Source organism: Kitasatospora sp. NPDC034533, from assembly GCF_055575155.1.
In genome coordinates, this window is sequence record NZ_JBVITE010000061.1 from 1 (window position 1) to 24,798 (window position 24,798).

Annotated in this window: 16 protein-coding genes; 3 read left to right on the plus strand and 13 right to left on the minus strand. The window is 73.6% G+C overall.

From position 1 onward, the window contains the following. Window positions 1-152: 152 nt before the first annotated feature. From prfB to ACZ55U_RS31115, 3 genes are all read right to left on the minus strand, one after another. Entirely contained in the window at window positions 153-1,265 is a 1,113-nt protein-coding gene (gene prfB, locus ACZ55U_RS31105; RefSeq protein ID WP_465531427.1) for a peptide chain release factor 2, read from the minus strand. 81 nt (window positions 1,266-1,346) lie between these two features. Further along, entirely contained in the window at window positions 1,347-2,600 is a 1,254-nt protein-coding gene (locus ACZ55U_RS31110) for a serine/threonine-protein kinase (protein WP_465531429.1), read from the minus strand. A gap of 235 nt (window positions 2,601-2,835) precedes the next feature. Continuing rightward, window positions 2,836-4,755 carry a serine/threonine-protein kinase gene (locus ACZ55U_RS31115; protein WP_465531431.1) on the minus strand — a complete coding sequence of 640 codons (1,920 nt, stop codon included), beginning with the start codon at window positions 4,753-4,755 and terminating at the stop codon, window positions 2,836-2,838. Window positions 4,756-5,159: 404 nt separating this feature from the next. Between ACZ55U_RS31115 and ACZ55U_RS31120 the strand changes: the two genes are divergently transcribed. Further along, window positions 5,160-7,985 carry an FtsK/SpoIIIE domain-containing protein gene (locus ACZ55U_RS31120; RefSeq protein WP_465531433.1) on the plus strand — a complete coding sequence of 942 codons (2,826 nt, stop codon included), beginning with the start codon at window positions 5,160-5,162 and terminating at the stop codon, window positions 7,983-7,985. A gap of 776 nt (window positions 7,986-8,761) precedes the next feature. On the opposite strand, the gene ACZ55U_RS31125 is transcribed toward ACZ55U_RS31120, so the two are convergent. Further along, complete coding sequence (locus ACZ55U_RS31125; protein ID WP_465531435.1) at window positions 8,762-9,313, minus strand: hypothetical protein; 552 nt, start codon at window positions 9,311-9,313, stop codon at window positions 8,762-8,764. Window positions 9,314-9,330: 17 nt separating this feature from the next. After that, complete coding sequence (locus ACZ55U_RS31130) at window positions 9,331-9,759, minus strand: ATP-binding protein (protein ID WP_465531437.1); 429 nt, start codon at window positions 9,757-9,759, stop codon at window positions 9,331-9,333. Window positions 9,760-9,959: 200 nt separating this feature from the next. Between ACZ55U_RS31130 and ACZ55U_RS31135 the strand changes: the two genes are divergently transcribed. Together ACZ55U_RS31135 and ACZ55U_RS31140 are read left to right on the plus strand one after the other, a co-directional pair. Continuing rightward, a complete protein-coding gene (locus ACZ55U_RS31135; protein ID WP_465531487.1) occupies window positions 9,960-11,258 on the plus strand; it encodes a tetratricopeptide repeat protein in 1,299 nt (432 codons plus the stop codon). Window positions 11,259-11,385: 127 nt separating this feature from the next. Continuing rightward, a complete protein-coding gene (locus tag ACZ55U_RS31140) occupies window positions 11,386-12,438 on the plus strand; it encodes a tetratricopeptide repeat protein (protein ID WP_465531439.1) in 1,053 nt (350 codons plus the stop codon). Between the two features lie 188 nt (window positions 12,439-12,626). Here the strand turns inward: ACZ55U_RS31140 and ACZ55U_RS31145 are convergent, their stop codons facing one another. The 8 genes from ACZ55U_RS31145 to ACZ55U_RS31180 form a co-directional block, all read right to left on the minus strand. Beyond that, window positions 12,627-13,508, minus strand: a complete 882-nt coding sequence (locus ACZ55U_RS31145; RefSeq protein WP_465531489.1) for an enoyl-CoA hydratase/isomerase family protein — start codon at window positions 13,506-13,508, stop codon at window positions 12,627-12,629. Between the two features lie 59 nt (window positions 13,509-13,567). Further along, window positions 13,568-14,701 carry a cytochrome P450 gene (locus ACZ55U_RS31150; RefSeq protein WP_465531491.1) on the minus strand — a complete coding sequence of 378 codons (1,134 nt, stop codon included), beginning with the start codon at window positions 14,699-14,701 and terminating at the stop codon, window positions 13,568-13,570. Window positions 14,702-15,070: 369 nt separating this feature from the next. After that, window positions 15,071-16,558: a cytochrome P450 family protein gene (locus ACZ55U_RS31155; protein WP_465531441.1), complete on the minus strand. Its 1,488-nt coding sequence runs from the start codon at window positions 16,556-16,558 to the stop codon at window positions 15,071-15,073. Between the two features lie 142 nt (window positions 16,559-16,700). Next, a complete protein-coding gene (locus tag ACZ55U_RS31160; RefSeq protein WP_465531443.1) occupies window positions 16,701-17,291 on the minus strand; it encodes a GTP-binding protein in 591 nt (196 codons plus the stop codon). Further along, entirely contained in the window at window positions 17,266-17,640 is a 375-nt protein-coding gene (locus ACZ55U_RS31165) for a DUF742 domain-containing protein (protein ID WP_465531445.1), read from the minus strand. Before ACZ55U_RS31165 ends, ACZ55U_RS31160 begins: the two co-directional genes overlap by 26 nt. Next, window positions 17,637-18,038, minus strand: coding sequence for a roadblock/LC7 domain-containing protein (locus tag ACZ55U_RS31170; RefSeq protein WP_387756852.1), 402 nt, complete (start codon window positions 18,036-18,038; stop codon window positions 17,637-17,639). The genes ACZ55U_RS31165 and ACZ55U_RS31170 overlap by 4 nt, the downstream gene beginning before the upstream one ends. Beyond that, window positions 18,035-19,333, minus strand: coding sequence for a histidine kinase (locus tag ACZ55U_RS31175; RefSeq protein WP_465531447.1), 1,299 nt, complete (start codon window positions 19,331-19,333; stop codon window positions 18,035-18,037). Before ACZ55U_RS31175 ends, ACZ55U_RS31170 begins: the two co-directional genes overlap by 4 nt. A 399-nt stretch (window positions 19,334-19,732) precedes the next feature. After that, entirely contained in the window at window positions 19,733-24,679 is a 4,947-nt protein-coding gene (locus ACZ55U_RS31180) for an NAD-glutamate dehydrogenase (RefSeq protein WP_465531449.1), read from the minus strand. Window positions 24,680-24,798 lie beyond the last annotated feature (119 nt).

Sequence of the window (24,798 nt, forward strand, 5' to 3'; positions counted from 1 at the left end):
GCTCCCTCAAGCCCGAAAGATCATCGCGTCCAACGGCCACGGTCCTCGCAACTCCCACAGATCGCGGGTGTTGCGAGGACCGTTAGAACCCAAGCTCTGCGGTCGGGGGCCTTCCGTGTGTCCGGGTGCCTGCTCGGCGGTGTCCGGGTCGCTTACTCGGCGCTGGTCTCGCGCTGCTTGCGCCAGCGGATGCCGGCCTCGATGAAGCCGTCGATGTCGCCGTCCAGCACGGCCTGCGGGTTGCCCGCCTCGAACGCGGTGCGGACGTCCTTGACCATCTGGTACGGGTGCAGCACGTAGGAGCGCATCTGGTTGCCCCAGGAGCTGCCGCTGTCCTTGAGCGCGTCCATCGCCGCCTTCTCCTCCTGGCGGCGCCGCTCCAGCAGCTTGGCCTGGAGGACGTTCATCGCGGACGCCTTGTTCTGGATCTGCGAGCGCTCGTTCTGGCAGGAGACCACGATGCCGGTCGGGATGTGCGTGATGCGCACCGCCGAGTCGGTGGTGTTGACGCCCTGGCCGCCGGGGCCGGAGGCGCGGTAGACGTCCACCCGCAGGTCGCCCTCGTCGATGTCGACGTGATCGGCCTGCTCGACGACCGGGAGGACCTCGACACCGGCGAAGGAGGTCTGCCGGCGGCCCTGGTTGTCGAACGGCGAGATGCGCACCAGGCGGTGGGTGCCCTGCTCGACGGAGAGGGTGCCGTAGGCGTACGGCGCCTTCACGGTGAAGGTCGCGGACTTGATGCCCGCCTCTTCGGCGTACGAGGTGTCGTACACCTCGGTGGGGTACCCGTGCCGCTCGGCCCAGCGCAGGTACATGCGCATGAGCTGCTCGGCGAAGTCGGCGGCGTCCACGCCACCGGCCTCGGCCCGGATGTTGATCAGCGCCTCGCGGGCGTCGTACTCGCCGGACAGGAGGGTGCGGACCTCCAGCTCCTCGACCGCCTTCTGGAGGGCGACGAGTTCGGCCTCGGCCTCGGTGCGGGTGTCCGCGTCGTCCTCGGCCTCGGCGAGCTCGAACAGCACGCCCAGGTCGTCGATGCGGCTGCGCAGGCTCTCGACCCGGCGCAGTTCGCCCTGGAGGAAGGAGAGCCGACTGGTCACCTTCTGCGCGTTCGCGACGTCGTCCCACAGGGTGGGGGCGGCTGCCTCCTCCTCCAGGACCGCGATGTCGGCCCGGATCTTGTCCAGGTCGAGGACGGCCTCGATCGACCCCATGGTCGTATCGAGGTTCTTGAGCTCTTCGGAAGGATCGACGGCTGCCACGCCCCCAGCGTAATGGTTCCGGGGGTGGTCATGACGACACCCCCGGCTCCCCCGGGCCCCGGGCGGGGGTCAGGGCGGGGGTCAGGGCGCCCGCGGGGCAGTGCCCGTCACCGCCGGACGGTCCGGGTGGCCGCCGTCCGGAGCGGTGGCCGCGAAGGCCGTCCAGGCCGCGGCGGCGCCCGCCAGCAGCAGCACGGTGGCGATCAGCACGGCCAGCAGCCGGCGGCGGCGCAGCAGCGCCTGGCGGTCCCGGCGGTGGCCCGGGGCGACCCGCTGGGCCCGGGACTCGACGGCGTACGCGGCCAGTTCGTCGGCGGAGGGGCGGCGCAGGCTGGTGTGGGTGTCCCGGGTGGAGTCCGGGGCGGCGCCGGGCACCAGCGGCACGGCCGGGCCGCGGCGGCGCTTGTGGACGCCCGGTCCGGCGTCGATCTCGGCGTAGACGGCCTCGCCCGGGGTCAGCTGCTCCTCGGCCGGGGCGCGGCCCTGGCCGGGCACGGCCAGCACCGGCAGGCCGGCCAGCGAGGGCAGCTGCTCCCGCAGCCGGGCGGCCAGCTCGGCGGCGCGCAGCCGGGAGGCCGGGGCCTTGGCCAGGCACTCGGAGATGACCCGCCACAGCCCGTCCGGCAGGCCGGGGATCGGCGGCACCTGCTCGGTGACGTGCCGGCGCAGCACCGCGCCGGTGTGGCCGCCGCCGAACGGGGTGGAGCCGGCCAGCAGCTCGTACAGCACGGTGGCGAGGGCGTAGATGTCGACGGCGGCGCGCGGCTCCAGGCCCTCGATGATCTCGGGGGCCAGGTAGTCGGGGGTGCCGATGATCCGGGTGGCCCGGGTGCGGCGCGGGGCGTCGACCAGGCGGGCCACGCCGAAGTCGGTGAGCTTGGCGCGCGGGGCGCCGCCCGGGCCCGGGGCGGCGGCGAGGTCGAGCAGGACGTTCTCCGGCTTGACGTCGCGGTGGACGATCCCGGCCGCGTGCGCGGCGGCCAGGCCGTCGGCGACGTCGGCGATGATCGAGGCGGCGGTCTGCGGCGGCAGCGCGCCGTCCCGCTCCAGCCGGGAGCGCAGGTCGGTGCCCTGGACCAGCTCCATCACCAGGGCGAGGTCGCTGCCGTCCACGACCATGTCGCGCACACCGACCACCCGGGGGTGGTCGAGGCTGGTCAGCGCGGTGCGCTCCTGGACGAAGCGGCCGACCAGCACCTGGTCGGCGGCAAGGTCCTCGCGCAGCAGCTTGACCGCCACCGGGCCGTCGGGCCCCTCACCGAGCCAGACCGTCCCGGCCGAACCCCGGCCGATCACCTGGTGGACGGTGTACCGGCTGCCGATCTTGCGTGCCAATGCTGCTCCGTGGGCGGCGCGGGAGCGCTCCGGGGGTCCGGCGCGCTCGGTGGGGCGGGACAACAGCGACCAACCTACGCGCCCGGAGGCCCTCCGGGAGCCGCCTGAGGGGCCCGGAGCGGGAGTCTCGGCCGAGAAATCCGCTGAATTGTCGACAAAGCGCCAATATGGCCGTCCCGGACGGGCGGAGCCCCGATCGGCTCCGGAGGGGCCCGGAACGGCCCCGGCGGGCGCGCTAACCGAGGACGCTGTTCACCCAGTCGCGCGCCGAGTCGAACCAGCCCACGGCGTCGTCCCAGTACTGCGGCAGCGACGTGAAGTTCCACAGCGCCACTCCGGCCAGGCCCAGCACCAGCAGCACCATCAGGCAGCCCTTGAGGCAGCCGAGGCCCGGGATGTACATCCGGTTGCGGCTGCGCGGGCGCGGCTCGCGGGCCGGGGCGGGCTCGCGGCGGGCCGGGGCCGGCGGCTCCTCGCGGCGCTGCGGCGGGGCCTCCCGGTACTGCGGCGCGGGCGGCTCGGGACGGCGCGCCACCGGCGCGGGCGCGGGCGGCGGCGGGTAGCCGCCCTGCGGCCGGCCGTACTCGGCCGGGGCCTGCCGGTAGCCGCCGGGCGGCTGCGGTCGGGCGCCGCCCTGGCCGCGCTGCCCGCCCGGACCACCCTGGCCACGGCCCTGGCCGGCCTGGTAGGGCGGCGGGGCCGCCGGCGGGCGCTGGGCGTAGCCGGGCGGGGGCGGGGACTGGCGGTAGCCGCCGGGCGGCTGCTGCGCCCCCGGCCGGCCGCCCGGGGCGCCCTGGCCGGGTCGGCCGGCCTGGCCCCCCTGGCCACGGCCCTGGCCGGCCTGGAAGGGCGGCGGGGCGACCTGCGGCTCCGGGTGGTCCGCGTAGTCCTCCGGGCCGAAGTAGCCGACCTGGGTCTGCTGGTTGCGGTCCCGGGCAGCGCGCAGCTGGGTCTGCCACGGGTGCGGCGCCTCCTCCTTCGGCACCGGCGGCCCGGCGGGCGGGGGCGGCGGTACGGCGGCGGGCGGCATCACCCGGGTGCGGTCCGCGGCGCCCGGCGAGGACGGCGGCGGGGTCTGGGTGCCCATCACCCGGGTGGCCGCGGCCGGGTCGTACTGCGGCCCGCCCGGGGTCGGCGGCAGCAGCTGGGTGCGGTCCTCGGTACCGGGGGCCGGCGGCAGCAGCTGGGTACGGTCCTCGGTGCCCGGGGCCGCCGCGGGCGGCGGCGGCACGGCGGTCGGCTGCGGGTCCGGCAGCAGCAGGGCGCCGACCGCCAGCGCCTCGTCCACCGCCGCCGGGGAGGCGTGCACCCCGACGCCGGCCGCGACCACCCGCAGGGCGCGGGCCAGCGAGGTGGCGCTCGGCCGCTGCGACGGGTCCTTGCGCAGGCAGCGCTCGATCACCGTCCAGAGCGGCTCGGGCATGGTGCCGGGCCGCTGCGGCTCCTGGGCCAGGTGCGCGTGGAGGAGGGCGATCGCGCTGTCGCCCTCGAACGGCTGGCGGCCGGTGACCAGCTCGTACAGCATGATCCCGGCGCCGTACACGTCCACCGCGGAGGTCTGCGGGCGGCCCTCGGCGGACTCCGGCGCCACGTAGGCGGGGGTGCCGACGAACTCGTGGGTGCGGGTGACGCCCGGGGAGTCGGCGAGCCGGGCGATGCCGAAGTCGGTCAGCAGCGGGTGCATCCGCTCGGTGCCGTCCACCACGGTGGAGGAGAGCATCACGTTGGCCGGCTTGAGGTCGCGGTGGACGATCCCGTCCGCGTGGCTGGCCGCCAGCGCGTCCGCGACCTGGGCCATCAGCAGCGAACCCGCGATCGGGCTGAACGGGCCGTTGGCGCGCAGGTACCGGGCCAGGTCGGGGCCGTCCACCAGGTCCATCACCAGGGCCAGCAGCTCGCCCTCGACGACCAGGTCGCGGACCCGGACGATGTTGGGGTGGGACAGCCGCAGCAGCAGCGAGCGTTCGCGCAGGAAGCGCATCACCACGTCGGGGTCGGCGGCCAGCTCCTCGCGCAGCACCTTGATCGCCACCCGCTGCCCGGGCTCGAAGCCCGGCACCCGGACGTCCTCGCGCACCACACCGCGCCAGACGGTGCCGGTCGCCCCCCGCCCGAGGGTCTCATCCAGCAGATACTTGCTGCCGACTGGCCGCACCTGTCGCACTCCTCGCCGTGCCGCCCGCGCGGGGCGCTCCTCCGCCGGTGCGGTGAAGCCTGCCGGGCCCGTGTCTGCGGCCACTCTAACGGTGTCCGTTCGGGTTTTCGGGGGGACTGGCAGGCCATCCGAGCAGGGTTGGGGGACATCCCCTAGGGGAGTGCCCGGAGCCCGTCGCCGGGCCCGCCCGTGGGCCGGACCACCGGCTCCCGGAGCGGCGGTTGACCTGACCCCCCGTCGCCCCCAACATGGCGATGATCGCAAGATCGTCAAATCCGGTACGGTGCGCGGACCGTCCGTGACGGATGGCAGGATGGACACTCGCCACTCGTGTGGCCCAACGGTGCCCCGGCACCGGGAAGCGGCACCAGGCTTCACATCAGCAGAAGGGACCCGCGGGCGAGATGCAGATCCGGCTGACCGTCCTCCGACCGCGCAGCGGCCCGTCCGCCGCCGGCTCCGCCATTCCCTACGTGGACGTGCTGGTCACCGCGCCCGTCGGCACCGCGCTCGGCGCCATCGCGGGCGCGCTCGCCGGCGCCGTGGGCGTGCGCGGTCCACGGGCCGCCACCCACGTGCACCTGTACGCCGGGGCGCACCGGGTCGACGAGCACACCCTGATCGGCCACCCCCCGCTGCTCGACGGCGCCGTCCTCAGCCTGAACGAGCCCGACCCGACCGCCGACGACCCCGACGACACCCCCGCCGCCGCCGAACTGCGCGTGGTCGGCGGCCCCGACGCGGGCGGCGTGCACCGGCTGCACGGCCGGGAGATCCGGGTCGGCCGCTCCGCCGAGGCCGACGTCCCGCTCGACGACCCGGACGTCTCCCGGCTGCACCTCTCCCTGCACCTCGGCGAGGACGGCCGGGTCACCGTCCGCGACCTCGGCTCCACCAACGGCACCACCCTGGACGGCCGGCTCGTCCCGCCCGGCCCGCCGGAGGCCGCCGTCCCGCTGGAGCCCGGCGCGGTGCTGCGGATCGGCGAATCCGCCGTGCAGCTCTTCGAGCCGGTCGCGGAGCCGCCCCGCGCCGCCCTGCCCGACGGCCACGGCCACCTCCAGCTCGCCGCCCCCGGCCCGGCCCGGCCCGCGCCGCCCGTGGTCGAGCCGCCCGCCGCCCCCGAACCCGCGCCCGGCCGCAGCCGCGGCCTGTTCTCCCTGCTGCCCGGACGCGCCGCCGAACCGGCCGGCCACGAGAGCGCCGAGCGCCACCACACCGCCGTACGGCTGCGCCAGACCGCCAACCAGCGCGAGCGCTGGCCCGACCTCGCCACCCTGCTACTCAACGCCGTCGGCCCCGGCCCCCGGCTCTGGGAGCGCGGCCCCGGCCACCCCGACGCGCTCACCCTGCGGCTCGGCACCGCCGACCGCCCCGGCGGCCCCGGCACCACGCCCGGCACCATGCTGCCCTCCGTACCGGTCACCCTCGACCTCCAGACCGCCGGCAGCCTCGGCCTCAGCGGCCCGCGCGAACGCCTGGACGCGCTCACCCGCGCCGTCGTCGCCCAGCTCGCCGCGCTGCACCCGCCGACCGGGCTGAGCCTGGTCGTGGTCGACGCCGACCCCGCCCGCGCCGTCGAGGACCGCGTCGACACCTGGGCCTGGGCCCTGTGGCTGCCCCACCTGCGCCCGGTCGACGGCCAGGACTGCCGACTGCTGATCGGCCTCGACGACGAGCAGGCCACCGCCCGGCTGACCGAGCTCACCGCCCGGCTCAGCGGCCCGAGCGGCCTCACCGGCCACTCCGCCACGGTGGTCGTGGTGGACGGCCGCCCGGCCACCGAGGCCGCCCGGCAGGCGCTCGACCTGCTGCTGCGCCAGGGTCCGGCGGTCGGCATCTTCCCGATCTGCCTCGCCGAACAGCCCGAACTGCTCCCCCGGGGCCTCGGCGCCACCGCCCTGATCACCGGCGAGGTGGGCACCCAGCTCTCGCTGAACCGCCCGGTCGCCCGCGGCCGGGAGACCCTGCACGAGGTCTCGCTGGACGCCGTCTCGGACGCCTGGGCCGAACGGCTGTCCCGCGTCCTCGCCCCGCTGCGCGAAGCCACCCCAGCTGCCCGCGGCCCGCTGCCCGACGCGCTGCGGCTGCTCGACCTGCTCCAGCTCGACACCGTCACCCCGGCCAAGCTGTCCGCCCGCTGGGAGGCCCACGCCGGAGGCATCGGCGCCGCCACCGCGCTGCTCGGCACCACCCGGGACGAGCTCTGCACCCTCGACCTGGCCGACCCCGAACTCACCCTCCCCTCCCCCGACCCGGGCGGCCCGCACCTGCTGATCGGCGGCGCCCGCGGCTCCGGCAAGACCGAGCTGCTGCGCACCCTGGTCGCCTCGCTCGCCGTCTCCGAGCGGCCCGAGCGGCTGGCCGTCACGATCATCGAGGGCCGGGCCACCGACGACGGGCTGGACGGCTGCACCGAGCTGCCGCACGTCACCGGCCGGGTCAACGCCGCCGCCGAACCGCGCGCCGCACTGCTCGCGGCCGAGGCACTGGAGGACGAACTCGCCCTCCGGGAGCGGCTGTTCGACGGACTGGACTTCGCCTCCTGGCACGCCGCCCGCATCCTGGACGGGCAGGGCCTGGACGAACCGGCCCTGGACAGCCGGGGCGTGGGCGCCGTGCCGGTGCCCGCCACCGTGGGCGCCGCGCCGGCGATCCCGGCCCCCCGGGTCATCCCGCCGCGCGGCGCCGAGGCCCCCCGGCCGGGCGGCGCGCCCGCCCCGGCCCCCGCCCGGCTGGTCGTCGTCGTCGACGACTACGACGCGCTGCTCTCCCCGACCTCCCCGGCCGGCCGGCCGCTCGCCCGCGCGCTGGCCGCCGTCGCCCGCCGCGGCGGGCCGCTCGGCATCCACCTCGCCGTCGCCACCGGCCGCCCGGAGGAGAGCGCCGGCACCGAGGTCGACGAGGCCGCCCTGCTGCGGATCGCGCTGCGCACCGACGACCCGGCCGACTCCGACCTGCTGATCCACCTCGGCGACGCGGCCGCCCTGCCCGAGGACACCCCCGGTCGCGGCTATCTCCGGCTGCCCGACGGCGGCGTCAGCGCCTTCCAGACCGCCCGGATCAGCGGCCGCATCCCGCGCACCGCCACCCTGCGGCCCACCGTGGTCGCCATAGACCCCCTCCAGCTCGGCGCCCCGCCGGCCCGCCGGCCGGTCCGTGAACTCGGCAACGGCCCCACCGACCTCGCCCTCCTCGCCAGCGCCCTCCAACGCGCCGCCTCCCGCTGACCCCCACGGGCCCGCCCGCGCAGAGGGCAGCCACAGCACCGGCGGCCGAGCCCCCGCGCGCCGCCGCCCCACCCGTCGCCACAGCCCTCCCCGCACAGGAAGTCGACCGGACCGACTTCCTGTGCGGAGAGCCGGCACCACCGCGTTCCGCAAGGCCGGCCACCGGATCTCCGCTCCCACCGGGACACCAGCACCCGGGCAGCCCGGACCGGAACGGCCGGGCCGCCGAAACCACCGCCGAGCAGCCCTCACGCCGCCCCGCGCCGCCCCCGTCGCCGTGCGGCACAGCCGAAGCGGCGACACACCGCGCACCGTCACGCCCTGCGCGGGAAGCCGGCCGAGCCGGGTTCCCGCGCGGGGAGAGCCGACACCACCGCGCTCCGCAACGCCGCCCACCGGATCTCCGCTCCCACCGGGACACCAGCACCCGGGCAGCCCGGACCGAACGGCCGGGCCGCCGAAACCACCGCCGAGCAGCCCTCACGTCACCCCGCACCGCCCCCGTCGCCACCCCGGCACAGCCGAAGCGGCGACACACCGCGCACCGTCACGCCCTGCGCGGGAAGCCGGCCGAGCCGGGTTCCCGCGCGGACGATGAACGAACCAGGTCGAGGCCACGGTGAACACGCGGCCCCCGCGCAAGCACACGGGCCCGCCCCGGAGATCCCGCGCCGGCCCACCTCCCCCTTCCGCGGAAGCCATGGGCGGCGGCCCGGCGGTCGTCTCGTCCTCCCGGTCCGTGGCACGTCGCGCCGGGTGGAGCCGACTTCCCACGCTCAGAGGTGAGTTGCGCGGGTGCGGCAGTGGGCGAGGGCGTAGGTGATGCGGCGGTCGGACGGGAGGACGGTGGTGAGGAGTTCTCCGGCGGTGACGAGGGTGGACCAGTACAGGGCGGGGTCGCCGGTGCGGGGCAGGGGGTGGGCGGCGGCCAGGGAGAGGTAGGCGGCGGTGAGGTTGCCGGTGGTGAACCAGCGCTGGAGGCCGTGGTGGTGGCCGGGGCGGATGCCGCCCATGGCGTCGACGGCGGTCAGGAAGTGGGCGACGACGGTGCGCTCGGTGGGGGTGAGCTCCTTGGGGACGTCGAAGACGCCGAGGGCTTCGAGGAGTTCACCGACGTCCGCCTCGGAGTCGGGGCGGGGGTCGGCGAGGAGCGCGTCGTGGCACTCCTCCAGGCGGCGGCCGGCCTCGTCCGGGGGGATGGCGAGGGCGGCGCACACGGCCTGGGCGCAGGGCAGGGGCTGGTGGCCGAGGCGGGCGAGGAGGGCGTACGTGGCGGCGGGGGTGGCGCCGCGCGAGAGGGTGTGGCGGGCGAGGGTGACGAGGTGCATGAGGGAGGTCCGGGCTTTCAGGCGGCGGCGGAAGTGGGGGCGGGGGCGATGAGCACCCAGACGAACTTGCCGATACCGCCCGCGCGCGGGCAGCAACCCCACCGCTCCGCCAGCTCGTTGACGAGGAACAGGCCACGCCCGTACTCGTCGTCCGGCGCGGCGGCACAGAGGGAGGGGCGGCCGCTCCCGGCGTCGTGGACCTCCAGCCGGAGACGGGAGTCGACGAGCGCGAAGCGGACCTCGATGTGCCGGTCGTCGGGAGCGTCGCAGTGCCGAACGGCGTTGGCGAACAGCTCGCACAGGAGCAGCTCGGCGGTGTCGGCGTAGCGCTCACCGGCGGGCAGCCCGGAGAGGTAGGCCCGGAGCAAGTACCGGGCGAGGGGCGTGGATTCAGTCCGCGAGTCGAGGCGCGCGACGAACGCGCGGGGCCGGCGGCCAATGAACATGGGGGCTACCTCAAGGGCGCAGAGGGAACCAGCCGCGCCACGTACGGCTGGTGATTGAATGGTGACGAACAGTCAACTATCCCTCCCCGAGGTCGGCTATGGCCGAGGCGGGCCGGGACGTTGAAACCCTTGAAACCCGACCGCAAGGGGGAACCGCCGTGCGAACCGACCGCGCGCCGAACCGCAAGCTCGCCTCGCTGATGACCGAAGCCGCCTGGGGGAACGGCGAGTTGGCGCGGGCCGTCAACCGAACCGGAACCGAGACCGGGCAGCGGTTCAGGTACGACGCCTCGGCCGTCTCCCACTGGCTCGGCGGCACCTCGCCCGCGGCGAAGGCCCTGCCGGTGGTCCTGGAGACGCTGGCGCGCAGGCTCAAGCGGCCGATCACCGCCTTCGAGGCCGGATTCCGCCGGACGCCTACCCCCGCCGACCAGTCGACGGATACGGTGGCAGGACTGGTCGACCTGGGGAGCCTCGACATGGACCCGTCCCGGCGTGGAGTGCTCACGGCAGGCCTGTACTCGGTGGCCCTCACCATTCCGGGCTGGCCCGAGCTGGTGGGCCGCTTCGAGAGACTGCGAACGGACCCCCACCTGCGGATCGGCATGGCCGAGGTCCAGGCGGTCACCGCGATGACCGAGCGGATCAGCGCCCTGGACGACCAGTTCGGCGGCCGGATGGCCCGCCCGATGGCCGCCTCGTTCCTGGTCAACACGATCGTCCCGTACCTGCGCGCGGACGCCACCGAGGACGTCCGCAAGGCCATGCTGTCGGCCGCCGCCGACCACTGCTACCTGACCGGCTACATGGCCGTGGACGAACGCCACGACTCCCTGGCCCAGCGCTACTACCTGAAGGCCCTGGAGCTGGCCGGGCACGCCGACGACCACCTCGGGTACTGCACCACCCTGCGCGGCATGAGTGTCCAGGCCGTCGACCTCGGCCACGGCAGCGCCGCCCTGCGGCTCGCGGAAGCAGCCTCGGCCGCCTCCCCCAAGGCCGGCCCCCGCATGAGGGCCTTCCTCGCCGGCCAGCAGGCCCACGCCCTCGCCCAGACCGGAGACAGGACCGGAGCCCTGCACCACCTGCGGACAGCGGAAGTCGCAATGGAGCAGGCCGAATCCAAAGAAAAGACGTTCGGCTCCTACGATCCCGCCACGCTCTCGTACCACATCGCCCAGGTCAAGTACGAGTTCGGCGACCGTGAAGGCGCGATCCGCGCGCTCCAGCACTCCGCGAAGATCCGACCTGCGGGCTATCGCCGGGGCCGCATGCGCCACCGCTCCATGCTCGCCGAATGGCAGCTGGGAGCAGGCCGGTTGGAAGAAGCCGTCCAGAACTGGCACCTCGCCCTGGACGACTACCCGCACATCCAATCCGGCCGGGCCGACGACCGCTTCCGCTCGATGCTCTCCGCGACCCGGCCGCACCACCGCAACCCCCACGTACGCGGGCTCCTCGAACGCGCCCGCCCCATGGCGCGCAGCCGCCTCGCCTGACCTGAGCGCGGTCGAAGACCCACTGGTCTCGGCGGAGACGCTGGCGCGCAGGCTCAAGCGGCCGATCACCGCCTTCGAGGCCGGATTCCGCCGGACGCCTACCCCCGCCGACCAGTCGACGGATACGGTGGCAGGACTGGTCGACCTGGGGAGCCTCGACATGGACCCGTCCCGGCGTGGAGTGCTCACGGCAGGCCTGTACTCGGTGGCCCTCACCATTCCGGGCTGGCCCGAGCTGGTGGGCCGCTTCGAGAGACTGCGAACGGACCCCCACCTGCGGATCGGCATGGCCGAGGTCCAGGCGGTCACCGCGATGACCGAGCGGATCAGCGCCCTGGACGACCAGTTCGGCGGCCGGATGGCCCGCCCGATGGCCTCCTCGTTCCTGGTCAACACGATCGTCCCGTACCTGCGCGCGGACGCCACCGAGGACGTCCGCAAGGCCATGCTGTCGGCCGCCGCCGACCACTGCTACCTGACCGGCTACATGGCCGTGGACGAACGCCACGACTCCCTGGCCCAGCGCTACTACCTGAAGGCCCTGGAGCTGGCCGGCCACGCGGGCGACCACCTCACGTACTGCACCACCCTGCGCGGCATGAGCGTTCAGGCCACCAATCTCGGGCACGGCAGCGCCGCCCTGCGGCTCGCGGAAGCAGCCTCGGCCGCCTCCCCCAAGGCCGGCCCCCGCATGAGGGCCTTCCTCGCCGGCCAGCAGGCCCACGCCCTCGCCCAGACCGGAGACAGGACCGGAGCCCTGCACCACCTGCGGACAGCGGAAGTGGCGATGGACCAGGCCGAGTCGAGCGCGAAGGTCGTCGGCCGCTACGATCCGGCCGCCCTCGCGTACCACGTCGCCCAGGTCAACTACGAGCTCGGCGACCGCGATGGCGCGATCCGCGCGCTCCAGCACTCCGAGAAGCTCCGCCCCTCGGTGTACCGCGGATCCCGCGTGCGCGCCCTCTCCATGCTCGCCGAATGGCAGCTCGGAACCGGCCGGTTGGAAGAAGCCGTCCAGACCTGGCACCTCGCTCTGGACGACTACCCGCACATCCAGTCCGGCCGGGCCGACGACCGCTTCCGCTCGATGCTCTCCGCGACCCGGCCGCACCACCGCAACCCCCACGTACGCGGGCTCCTCGAACGCGCCCGCCCCATGGCGCGCAGCCGCCTCGCCTGACCTGAGCGCGCTCGCCGGAGAGGCGCGGCCGGCACGGCCTTCCCACCGGTACACGGCGCCTGGCCCCGACGAACCCGGCGGCCGTCGGGGCCCGGCCGAGCCGTCAGGGCGTCAGACGCGCCCACAGTCGTTTCCCGTGCCCGGGGAAGGGGCCCGTGTCCGACGACGCGGGCCCCTTCCGGCGCTGGTCAGTGCGCGGGGGGCCGGTCGGCGAGACTACGGGTGTAGTGGGCGGCCGCGAGTACGGAGGCCATCAGCTCGGAGTCGAGCACGGAGGCGTCGGCCATCCGGTTCGCCGCCGCGTGGGAGGCCAGCAGCGTCTTGGTGACCCGCAGCGCGGCCTCGGGGCGGCGCGCGATCGGCCTGGTCCACTCGGCGACCGCCGCGTCCAACTCCTGCTCCGGGACGACGCGTTGGAGGACGGCGAGCTCACGCGCCTCCACCGCGCCGACCGGGCGGCCGGTGAGGATGATCTCGCGGACCCGGGCGGCGCCGACCTCGTTGATCAGCCGGGGCAGCAGGCCGCCCCAGGCCACGGGCAGACCGAGGGTCAGCTCGGGCAGCCGGAAGACGGCGTTGTCGGCGCCGGCCCGCAGGTCGCAGGCGAGCGCCAGGGCGAAGCCGGCGCCGGTCGCCCGGCCCTGGACCCGGGCGACGGTCACGGCGCGGCTGTTGGTGAGGGCCTCGCAGACCTTGCGGGCCTTGTCCCCGTACCTCCGTATGCCGCCGCCGGTCGGGTCCTCGCCGAGGCCCGCGGCGAGTTCCCCGCGGTCGCCGCCGAGGCAGAAGTCCCGGCCGGCTCCGGACAGCACGATCACCCGCACCGTCGGGTCGGGTTCGGCGAGAACGGCGAGGAGTTCGTCCAGCATGGCCGTGGTGACGGCGTTCCCGGTGCCCGGGCTGTCCAGCTCGACGTGGAGCACCGGGCCGCGCTGCTCGGCGCGGACCGTACGGGCCACAGCGGGCTCGGGAGCGGCGGGCTCGGGGACGGCCGGCTCGGGAGCGGCGGGCTCGGGCTGGGTGTACCAGCCGCCGGGCGGCGTGGGGTGCGTCAGGTACGGCGGCTGCATCGCGGAGCCGGACGGCAGCGTCGCGGGCGCGGGGTACTGGGAGGCCTGAGGCGAGACGTTCATGCGGTCACTCTCAGGGACGTCACCCGGTGGAAGACCATCCGGGGTGCGTACTCGGGCCGACTGGCCGCCCGCAGGGCCGGGAAGCGCTCCAGCAGCTGCCCCAGCAGGGCCCGCGCCTCCATCCGGGCCAGGCCCGCCCCCAGGCAGTAGTGGGCGCCGCCGCCGAAGGTGAGGTGGCTGCCCCGGCGGAGCACGTCGAAGGTGTGCGGGTCCGGGTTGCGGCGGGGATCGCGGTTGGCGGCGCCGTACATCACGTGGACCATGGTGTCCTTGGGCAGGAACGTTCCGGCCAGCACGATATCCTCCCCCGCCACCCGGCTGTTGACGCGGATCGGCGGGTCGTAGCGCAGCGCCTCCTCGATCGCGTCGTCGATGTGCTCCGGGTGCTCCCGCAGCCACTGCCACCGGCCGGGCGCGCTGAGCAGCAGCCACACCATCGAGGAGAGCAGCGTCGCCGTGGTCTCCAGCGAGGCGATGGTGACGAACATGGTGAGCTGGTAGACGACCCGGTCGGTGGCCTCGCGGTCGGACTCCAGCGCGTCCCAGGTGCGGATCCAGCGGGCGATCAGGTCGTCGCCGTCCCGTTCGCGGCGCTCCCGGACGAGGCGGGTGAAGTACTCGCGCAGGTCCATGGTGGCCTGCTCGGAGATCGCCAGCTGGCTCTTGGTGGGGAGCAGTTCCTGGGCGTGCACCTGGTTGTGGGTCATCGTCAGGATGTGCGGGTAGTCCTGCGGCCCGATGGACAGCCAGCGCCCGACGGTGTTGATCGGCAGCCGCTCGCTGACCACGGTGGCGAAGTCGGCCTCGCCGTCCGCCTGTATTCGCTCGGCCAGGCGGTCGAGCAGCTCGGTGACGTCCGCCTCGATGCGCGGCTCCATGTCCCGGAGGGTGTTGCGGTCGAAGAGGTTCCCGAGGCTGCGCCGCTGCCGGGTGTGCTCCGGGGCGTTGAGCCGGGACAGGGTGCCGCTCATCTCGCGGGTGGCGACGGCCTCCCAGCGCTCCGTCCGGGTCTGCCGCGCCTGCCAGGCGAAGTCCGGGACGAGCCAGTTCCGGCCGCGCAGGACCTGGTCGCACGCGTCGTACCCGGTGACCAGGTAACCGCCCCAGGGCGCCGGGACGAGGTCGCCCAGCGCCCGCAGCCCGTCGTAGACCGGACGCGGATCGGCGAGCCCCTCGGCCGACCGCAGCCTCCGCAGCAGTGGCACGGCGGCACGGCGGTCCACGCTTCCGTCCGGGGTCTCCGGATCCGCGGGGCGGGCTTCCAACATGGCGGTCACACGGGGCTCCTTGCGCGCGGGCGGTCAGTACGGCGGCGATCTACCCAGCAACAGCGCGCTCAAGCGTCGATCAGTGTTGCCCCCGTCACGTACAGCACCGCAAACGGAACCCGTCCCTCGCTTTGTCGGCAGGACGGAACCGGAGGGCGCGTCGGATGCCGACGGCCCGTCCGGTCCGGACCGGCGGCCCGCCCCGGAGCACGAGGGCGGGCCGCCGGGCACTCAGAGCCGGAAGACGTCCAGGAAGGAGCTCCACCACCCCTTCTTCTGCGGATGCTGCGGGTGCTGGGGGTGCTGCTGCGGGTGCTGCGAGTGCGGGGAGTGCTGCGGGTGCTGCTGCGGAGCCCGGACGGACCCGGCGGCACCGGCGGACCCGGCGACGCCGCCCTGCGGGTACCCCGGAGCCGGCTCGGCGCCACCGCGCGCCCAGCCGGACGGCGACCCGCCCGGGGCCGGGTCCGCGCCCACGGCCGACGCCGTGGTGCGGGCGGGCGCCGGGCTGAACCGCACCGGCAGCGCGACCAGGCCGCGCTGGAACGGCCCCGGCCGCCACTCCACGCGCTCCGCCGGCACCGCGAGGGTGATGTCCGGGAGCGCGTTGAGCAGGCACTCGATCGCGCTCAGGGCGATCAGCTGGGCCGGGGACTTCGCGGGGCAGGCGTGCGGGCCGGCGCCCCAGGCCAGGTGGGCCCCCTTGCTGAGGGTCAGCCGGGCGTCGGTCAGCGCCGGGTCGCTGTTGGCGGCGGCGAAGCTGATCACCACCGGACTGCCCGCGTCCACCGGGACGCCGCCCATGTCAAGGTCCTGCATCGGGTAGTGCGTCGCGTAGTTGGCGATCGGCGGGTTGTTCCACAGCACGTCGTCGAGGGCGTCCTCGATCCGCAGCCCGGAGCCGCCCTCGCCGGACAGCAGCAGGAGCAGCGCGTTGCCGATCAGGTTGCGCTCGGGCTCGACGCCGGCGCCCATCAGCATCACCAGCTGGTCCTTGAGCTCCTCGTCCCGCAGCCCCGCCGGGTGCTGGACGAGCCAGGAGGTGATGTCGTCGCCCGGCTGGCGGCGCTTGAGCGCGACCAGGTCCATCAGGCAGGAGGTCAGCTCCTCGTTGGCCTCGATCACGTCCTGGCCGTCGAAGAGCGCGGACATGCTGCGGGTCAGCCGGTCGCCGATGTCGGCCGGGCAGCCGAACAGCTGGTTGAACAGCAGCAGCGGCAGCAGCTTGGCGTAGTCGTTGATCAGGTCGGCCCGGCCCAGCGGGCTGAACTGGTCGATCAGGTAGCCGGCGATCCGCTCGACGTGCCGGTTGAGCCGGTTGTCGTTGAGCCGCTCCAGGCTCTCGGTGACGGCCTTGCGCAGCCGCAGGTGCTCGGCGCCGTCCGTGAAGAGGCAGTTGGGCCGGTAGAACATCATCGGCAGGACGGGGCTGTCCATCGGCACCCGCCCCTCGTTCAGCGCCGCCCAGCGCCGCGAGTCCCGGGCGAACATCCCCGGGTTCTGCAGCACCCTCAGCGCGGCCTCGTGCGAGGTGACCAGGGTGGCGTCCACACCCGGGGCCAGCTCCACCGGCGCGGCGGGGCCGTGGGCCCGCAGCTTGTCGTAGACCGCGCCGGGATCGGCGGAGAAGAGGTCCCCGTAGAGCGGTGTGCTCACGCCGGCGTGCATCGGGCAGCCCGGCGGAGACGACTGGGAGGCGGATCGCTGCGGAGATTCCATGGGTCGTTCCTTGGAGGTGGCCCCGGGCGGATGCGGCCCCGGGAGACGTGAGGGGAGGGAGGCGTGGGGGAGGTCGGGGCGCCCCGGGGCCGGGAGACCGAGGCCGCGAGGCCGGCAGACCCGAAGCCGGGAGGCCCCGAGGTCAGGAGGCCCTGTCGAGCAGGTGCCGGACGAGCGTCAGCAGGGCGTTGGCCGAGGAGCGCTGGTCCCGCGCGTCGCAGAACACCACCGGCGTGTGCGGCAGCAGGTCGAGCGCCTCGCGCAGCTGGCCCTCGGTGTAGTCGCTCCGCTGGTCGAAGCTGTTGACCGCCACCGCGTAGTCCAGGCCGTACTGCTCGATCAGGTCGATGACGGGGAAGGTGTCCGCGAGGCGGGTGGGGTCGGCCAGCAGCAGCGCGCCCAGCGCCCCCCGCGCCATGTCCTCCCAGAGCTGCATGAACCGCTGCTGGCCCGGCGTGCCGAACAGGTACAGCACCAGGTCGTCGCCGAGCGTGAGCCGGCCGAAGTCCAGGGCGACGGTCGTGGTCTTCTTGTCCGGTACGCCGTGGAGGTCGTCGACGCGGACGGACGCCTGCGTCATGCTCTCCTCGGTGCTCAGCGGGGCGATCTCCGACAGCGCCCGGATGAGCGTGGTCTTGCCGACCGCGAAGTGCCCGACGACGAGGATCTTGACGGCGGTCGTCACCGCGCCCGGGACGTAGATGTCCTCAGGCGAACCGTCGTTGAAGTCCATGCAGTACCTTCTCTAGAAGTCTCGGATCCGGGGCCTGGGCCGGGGGCGGGGCCGAGCGGCGCAGCAGCCGCCCCTCGTGGATCAGGTCCGTCAGCAGCAGCCTCACGACCCCCACCGGCAGTTCCAGCCGCGCCGCGACCTCGGCCACCGAGAGGTAGCCGCCGGAGCACAGCCGCCAGATCGCCTGGGTCTCCGGGCTCGCCAGGGCGGGAAGGTCCTGGTCGGGACCGACGGTGACCAGGGTGATCAGAGACAGGTCCTCCGCACGCGGTAACTCGCGGCCGCCGGTGATGACGTAGGAGCGGATGAAGCCGCCGGTGACCCGCTGTTCCTCGCCGCCCGCCGTCATGAGCCGCTGAGTGTGCTCTGGCGCGGCGCCGCCGACATCGCCCGTCCGAGCGCGCCCACCTGCTGCTGCATCCGGAAGGACATCGCTTCCATGTCGACGTCGGGCGCGGTGGAGGCCGCCAGGTACGCGCCGCTGCCGGCCGCGATCAGGAAGATCCAGCCGTGGTCGTACTCCAGGAGGGTCTGGCGCCAGGCGCCGCCCCCGCCCCCGACGAACGGCGCGACCGCGCGGCTCAGCGACTGCATCGAGCTCATCGCGGCGGCGTTGGTCTCCGCCTCGTCCCGGCCTATCTCGCTGGAGCGTTCGAGCAGGAGGCCGTCGGCGGAGACGAGGATAGCGTGCCGGGCGCCGGGTACCTGGAGTACGTCGTTGAGCACCCAGGAAAGATCGCGGCTCACTGGATCTCGGTTCCTTCCGTGGTCATGGTGTTGCGCCCGGACAGCGTGCCGCGCTGGAACGCGCCGAGACGGGACGGCGTGTTCTGGCCGAGGCCGCGCACCGGGTCCGCGGCCCGGGCGGGCTCCTGCGGGGAGGGGACGACCGACACCGGGCGCTGGCGGCGGCGCCGGGGCAGCTGTCCGTCCGAGGTCATCTCCGGCTCCGCCGGCGGGGCCGGCACCGGGGCCAGGGCCGGCCCCGGCTCGGGCAGCGACACGAGCCGCTGTCCGGGGGCCTGCGTCCAGGCCTGGGCGGGCTGTTGGGCGGGGTTCTGCGTCCAGGCCTGCGCGGGCTGCTCGGCCGGCGCGACCTGGTAGTCGGTGTGCTCGGCGGCCGGCGGGGCCGCGACCTCGCTGCTGAGCAGCTCGGCCGGCAGCAGCACCACGGCCCGCACGCCCCCGTACGGGGAGACCGAGTCGACGGAGACCCGGAAGCCGTAGCGGGCGGCCAGCATGCCGGAGACGGCGAAGCCGAACTTCGGGGGGTTGCCCAGCTCGGTGAGGCTGATCGGCGCGCCCGGGTTCAGGAGCACCGCCGCGCGGTCCTTCTCCTCCTGGCCCATGCCGAGGCCGGCGTCGTCGATGATCAGGCAGACGCCGGTGGGGACGGCCTGGACGCTGACCTCCACCGGGGTGTCCGGGGCGGAGTAGTTGGTCGCGTTGGCGAGCAGCTCGGAGAGGACGACGGCGACCGGCTCGACGACCTTGCTGGCGAGCGAGACGCTGACCCGGGAGTGGATCCGCACCCGGTCGAAGTGCCGGATCCGGCCCTGGGCGCTGCGGACCACGTCGAAGACCGAGGCGACGTTCTCCCGGCGGCCCAGCCAGCCGCCGCACAGCACCGCGATGCCCTGGGCGCGCCGGCCGAACTGGCTGTTCGTGTGGTCGATCGTCATCAGGTCGGCGAGGATCTGCGGGCTGTCGCCGTACTTGCGCTGCACCCGGTCGATGACGATCTGCTGCTCGTCGGCCAGGCCCTGGAGGGTCCGCATCGCCGCCTTGAGGACGGCCTTGGTGTCCTCCTCGGCGTCCCGGCGGACGTCCGTCAGCTCGGCCGCGTGCTGGTTCCGCAGGTGCTCGTGCAGAGCGGCGAGCTCGTCGCGCTGCCGCTGGGCGAGGGCGCTCGCCTCCTCAAGGGAATCGTTTCGCCGCCGCAGGGCGAGGTTCGTCCTGCGGGCTTGGAGGGCCGCTCCGACGGCTACGAGCATCACCACGATGAAGACCCAGAAAAAGGGTTCCTGCACAAATGACGTCATGAAACTCTCTTCAGGTGGCATCGCGTGGAGCCGCTCCGGGCCCCGAAACGCGAATGGGACTGGCGGCCTGAACCTCCCCGAAAGGCACCTGATGCCACTACGCATCGGGGTGCGCTCCGGTACGAGACCTGCGGCGACGCCTATCGCGGAGTCAGCCTACTGCAACTCCCGGCAGGTCAGAACAGCCGTCAAAAAGGGCAGTTGGGGCGAAATTCCACGACTCGTCGGCAATCCTGGTGAGAAATGGCGAAGCTCGTGACGCGAAGCCGACCAGACGTGCACATCCTGCGCACACCCGGCGGGCCGCCCCCGGGGGCCGTCCCGCCGCCACCGTCCGCGCGCACGACGACGGCGGGCCCGCGTCCGGATGGACGCGGGCCCGCCGTGCTCACGGAGCCGTCAGCGCATCGAACCGGTGCGCAGCAGGGTGCGGATGACGCGCATCGCGACCGAGAGGCTGGACAGCTCGTAGTTGTCCGAACCCCTTATGTCGTCGAGGGTGGTCTTGGCGCGGTTCAGCAGGGTCGCGTTGAGCTCGGCCCAGGCGGTGTACCGCTCCTCCGGGGTGGCGCCCTCGGGGCCGCAGGCCAGGATGTCGGCGGTCAGCGCCGCGTGCGCCGCGAAGAGGTCCTCGCGGATCGCGGCCCGGGCCATCGACGACCAGCGGTCGGTGCGGGGCAGCTCGATGATGCGGTCGAGCAGGTGCGAGATCTGGAGGCGGTCGCCCAGGTCGTAGTAGAGGTCGGCGACCTCGGCGACGTCCTTGCCGGAGCGGTCGGCGACCTCGGCGATGTCCAGGGTCGGGAAGACCGAGGAGAGGCCGGCGATCCGGGTGGCCAGCTCCTGCGGCACCCCGGCCGAGGCGAGCTCCTCGTACACCGACTCGAACCAGGCCAGGTCATCGCCGCGCAGCGGCTTGGGCAGCGAGGCCCAGACCTGGTTGACCCGGTCGTGGAAGAACTCGATGGTGCCGGCGATGTCGAGCGGCTGGCGGCGGTTGTTGAGCATCCACCGGGTGGCGCGCTCGACCAGGCGGCGCGAGTGCAGGCGCATCTTGGTCTGCACCCGGGCCGGGACCTTGTTGTCCAGGTCCTCGATCTCGGCCCAGATCGGCTCCAGGTCGAAGACGGCCCGCGCGGCGGTGTGCGTCCGGGCGATCTCCTCGTAGGTCGCGCCGGTCTCCTCCTTCAGGCGGAAGGCGAAGGTGCAGCCACCGCGGTTGATCGTGTCGTTCACGATCAGGGTGGTGATGATCTCGCGGCGCAGCGCGTGGTTGTCGATCGCGTCGGCGAACCTCGTCCGCAGCGCGGTCGGGAAGTACTCGTGCAGCGAGGCGCGGAAGTACGGGTCGTCGGGCAGCTCGGTGGTGAGCAGCTCCTCGGCCAGGATGATCTTGGTGTACGCGAGCAGGACGGACATCTCGGGCTGCGAGAGGCCTCGGCCGTTCTGCTGGCGCTCCCGGATCTGGCGCTCGGTGGGCAGGAACTCCAGCCCGCGGTCGAGCCGGCCGGCCGCCTCGAACCGGTTGATCATCCGGGCGTGGACGTTGACCATGCTGTGCGCCTGGGCGACGGCGTTGGCCAGCACCACGTTCTGCGCGTAGTTGTTGCGCAGCACCAGGCGGCCGACCTCGTCGGTCATCTCGGCCAGCAGGGCGTTGCGCTGCTTGACCGTCATGTCGCCCTCGGCGACGACCTGGTTGAGCAGGATCTTGATGTTGACCTCGTGGTCCGAGGTGTCCACACCGGCGGAGTTGTCGATCGCGTCGGTGTCGATCCAGCCGCCGGTGCCCTCGGGGCCGCCGCTGGCCGCGTACTCGATGCGGCCGAGCTGGGTGCAGCCGAGGTTGCCGCCCTCGCCGATGACCCGGGCCCGGACCTGCTCGCCGTTGACGCGGATGGCGTCGTTGGACTTGTCGCCGACCTCGGCGTTGGTCTCGGTGGAGGCCTTGACGTAGGTGCCGATGCCGCCGTTCCAGAACAGGTCGACCGGCGCCTGGAGCACGGCCCGCATCAGCTCGGCCGGGGTCAGCTTGGTCGCCTCGACGCCCAGCGCGGCCCGGACCTGCGGGGTCAGCTGGATCGACTTCGCGGAGCGCGGGAACACCCCGCCGCCGGCCGAGATCAGCGACTTGTCGTAGTCGTCCCAGGAGCTGCGCGGCAGCTCGAAGAGGCGGCGGCGCTCGGCGTACGAGACGGCCGCGTCCGGGTTCGGGTCGAGGAAGATGTGGCGGTGGTCGAAGGCGGCGACCAGGCGGATGTGCTCGCTGAGCAGCATGCCGTTGCCGAAGACGTCGCCGGACATGTCGCCGATGCCGATGACGGTGAAGTCCTCGGTCTGGGTGTCGACGCCGAGCTCGCGGAAGTTGCGCTTGACCGACTCCCAGGCACCGCGGGCGGTGATGCCCATGCCCTTGTGGTCGTAGCCGGCCGAGCCGCCGGAGGCGAACGCGTCGCCCAGCCAGAAGCCGTAGGACTCGGCGACGCCGTTGGCGATGTCGGAGAAGGTCGCGGTGCCCTTGTCGGCGGCGACGACCAGGTAGGTGTCGTCCTCGTCGTGGCGCACCACGTCGGCCGGGTGCACGACCTCGCCGCCGACCAGGTTGTCGGTGATGTCCAGCAGCGCCGAGATGAAGGTCTTGTACGAGGCGACGCCCTCGGCCAGCCAGGCGTCACGGTCCACCGACGGGTCCGGCAGCTGCTTGGCGACGAAGCCGCCCTTGGCGCCGACCGGGACGATGACGGTGTTCTTGACCATCTGCGCCTTGACCAGGCCCAGGATCTCGGTGCGGAAGTCCTCGCGCCGGTCGGACCAGCGCAGACCGCCTCGGGCGACCTTGCCGAAGCGCAGGTGCACGCCCTCGACCTGCGGCGAGTAGACCCAGATCTCGAACGCCGGGCGCGGGGCCGGCAGGTCCGGGATGGCCTTCGGGTCGAACTTCACCGACACGTAGGAGTGCCACTCGCCGGAGGCGTCGCGCTGGAAGAAGTTGGTCCGCAGGGTGGCCTTGATGAGGTGCAGGAAGGAGCGCAGGATGCGGTCCTCGTCCAGCGACACGACCTCGTCGAGGGCGCCGGACAGCTCCTCCAGGATGCCCTCGGTCAGCTCCAGGGCGCCCGAGCGGTGGCTGGGGCTCAGCCGGGCCTCGAACAGGTTGACCAGCAGACGGGTGGTGTGGGTGTTGTTGCGGAGCGCGTCCTCCATGTAGTCCTGGGAGAACGTGGAGCCCGCCTGGCGCAGGTACTTGGCGTACGCGCGCAGCATCATCGCCTGGCGCCAGGTCAGCCCGGCGGTCAGCACCAGCTCGTTGAAGCCGTCGTTCTCGGCCTTGCCGGTCCAGGTGGCGGCGAAGGTCTCCTGGAAGCGCTCGCGGGCCTCGTCGGTGAGCTCGGTGGCCTCGCGCAGCTTCAGGCCGAAGTCGTAGACCCACGCGGTGGTGCCGCCGGAGCGGCGCAGCGCGTACGGGTGCTCGTCCAGCACCTCGACGCCCAGGCGCTGGAGCACCGGCAGGACCTCGGTGAGCGAGATCGGGCCGCCGACCCGGTAGATCTTGAAGCGGCGCTCGTCGTCGCCGGCGCCGACCGGCTGGTACAGGTTCAGGCGGAAGTCGCCCTCGCCGTGCAGCGACTCGATCTGCTTGATGTCGGCGACGGCGGTGCGCGGCGGGAAGTCGGCGCGGTAGCCGTCGGGGAAGGCGTTGGCGTACTTGTGGCCGAGTTCGGCGGCCTTCTCCTCGCCCAGCTCGATGTGCAGCTGGTCGTGGAAGCCGTCCATCCAGAACCGGGCGGCCTCGGCCAGCCGGTTCTCGATCCGCTCGATGTCCGTGTCGGTGAGCTTCGGCAGCTCGGTGCCCGGGGCGACCCGGACGACGAAGTGCAGGCGGGTCAGCACCGACTCGGTGGCGTACACCGTGTAGTCGATGGTGGCGCCGTTCAGCTCCTCCTTGAGGATGTCGGTGATCAGCAGCCGGATGCGCGTGGTGTAGCGGTCGCGCGGCAGGTAGATGAAGGCCGAGAAGTAGCGGCCGTACTCGTCCTGGCGCAGGAACAGCCGCAGCTTGCGGCGCTCCTGGAGGTAGAGCACGCTCGTCGCGATGGAGAGCAGCTCGGAGGCCGGGGTCTGGAAGATCTCGTCCCGCGGGAAGGTCTCCATGATCTGGAGCAGGTCGCGGCCGTCGTGGCTGTCGCTGGAGAAGCCGGACTCCTCCAGGACCGCCTGGACCTTGCGGCGCACGACCGGGATGCGGGTGACCGACTCGGTGTACGCGGCGGAGGAGAACAGGCCGAGGAAGCGGCGCTCGCCGATCGGCTCGCCGGCGGCGTTGAACTTCTTCACGCCGACGTAGTCCAGGTAGGCCGGGCGGTGCACGGTGGCGCGGCTGTTGGCCTTGGTCAGGACGAGCAGCTTCTTCTCGTGGGCCTTGGCGCGGACCGGCGCGGAGAGCCGGCCGAAGGCCTCGCTGACCGCGTGGTGGGCGTCGTCGTGGCCGTGCGGGTCGGAGCGCAGGATGCCCAGGCCGGTCCCGGCGACGGCCTTGAGGACCTCCTCGCCCTCGTGCTCGACCAGGTCGTACTCGCGGTAGCCGAGGAAGGTGAAGTGGTCGTCGGCGAGCCAGCGCATCAGCTCCCAGGCCTCGCCGACCTCCTGCTCGGGCAGGCCGGCCGGGGGCTGCTCGGCCAGTTCGTCGGCCAGGCGCAGCGCGCTCTCGCGCATCTTGCCCCAGTCCTCGACGACCTCGCGGACGTCGCCGAGCACCCGGCGCAGGTCGGACTCGATGGCGCGCAGGTCCTCGCGGTCGGTCTCGCGGTCGATCTCGATGTGCATCCAGGACTCGACGGTCGCGTCGGCCGGCCACTCGGCTCCGGCGGCCTGGCTGCGCGAGCAGGCGTCGATGTCCAGGATCTCCAGCAGCTTGCCGGTGATGTCACGGCGGACCAGCAGCTGGGGGTGGATCACGATGTGGATCGCGCGGTCCTGGCGGGACAGCTCGTTGGTGACGGAGTCGACCAGGAAGGGCATGTCGTCGGTGACGACCTCGACCACGGTGTGGCCGCAGGACCAGCCGTTCTCCTCGACCGAGGGGGTGTGGACCCGGACCTCGGCGGTGCCCTGCGGGCGCTTGAGGCCCAGGCGGTAGTGGGAGGCGGCCGCGCCGTAGACGTCGACCGGGTCGCGGTCGACCAGGTCCTCGGGCGCGGTGTGCAGGTAGTAGTGGTGCAGGTACGCGGTCAGAGCGCCGTTGCTCAGGCCCTCTCCCGGCGCCGCTCCCCCCACCTGGCTGTTCTCAGCGGCTGCGGCTGCCTTCTTGAGCAGCTCGGCCTTGGCTGCGTCCAGCTTGGTCTGCATGACTTCTTGGCTCCTGTCGCGCGCCGTTGCGTGACTCGGTGGTGTGTGGATGTACACCGACGGGTCACCGCAATCCTGCCGCACCATCCGACTGAAAGGGGCTCATGGCGACGCATGAA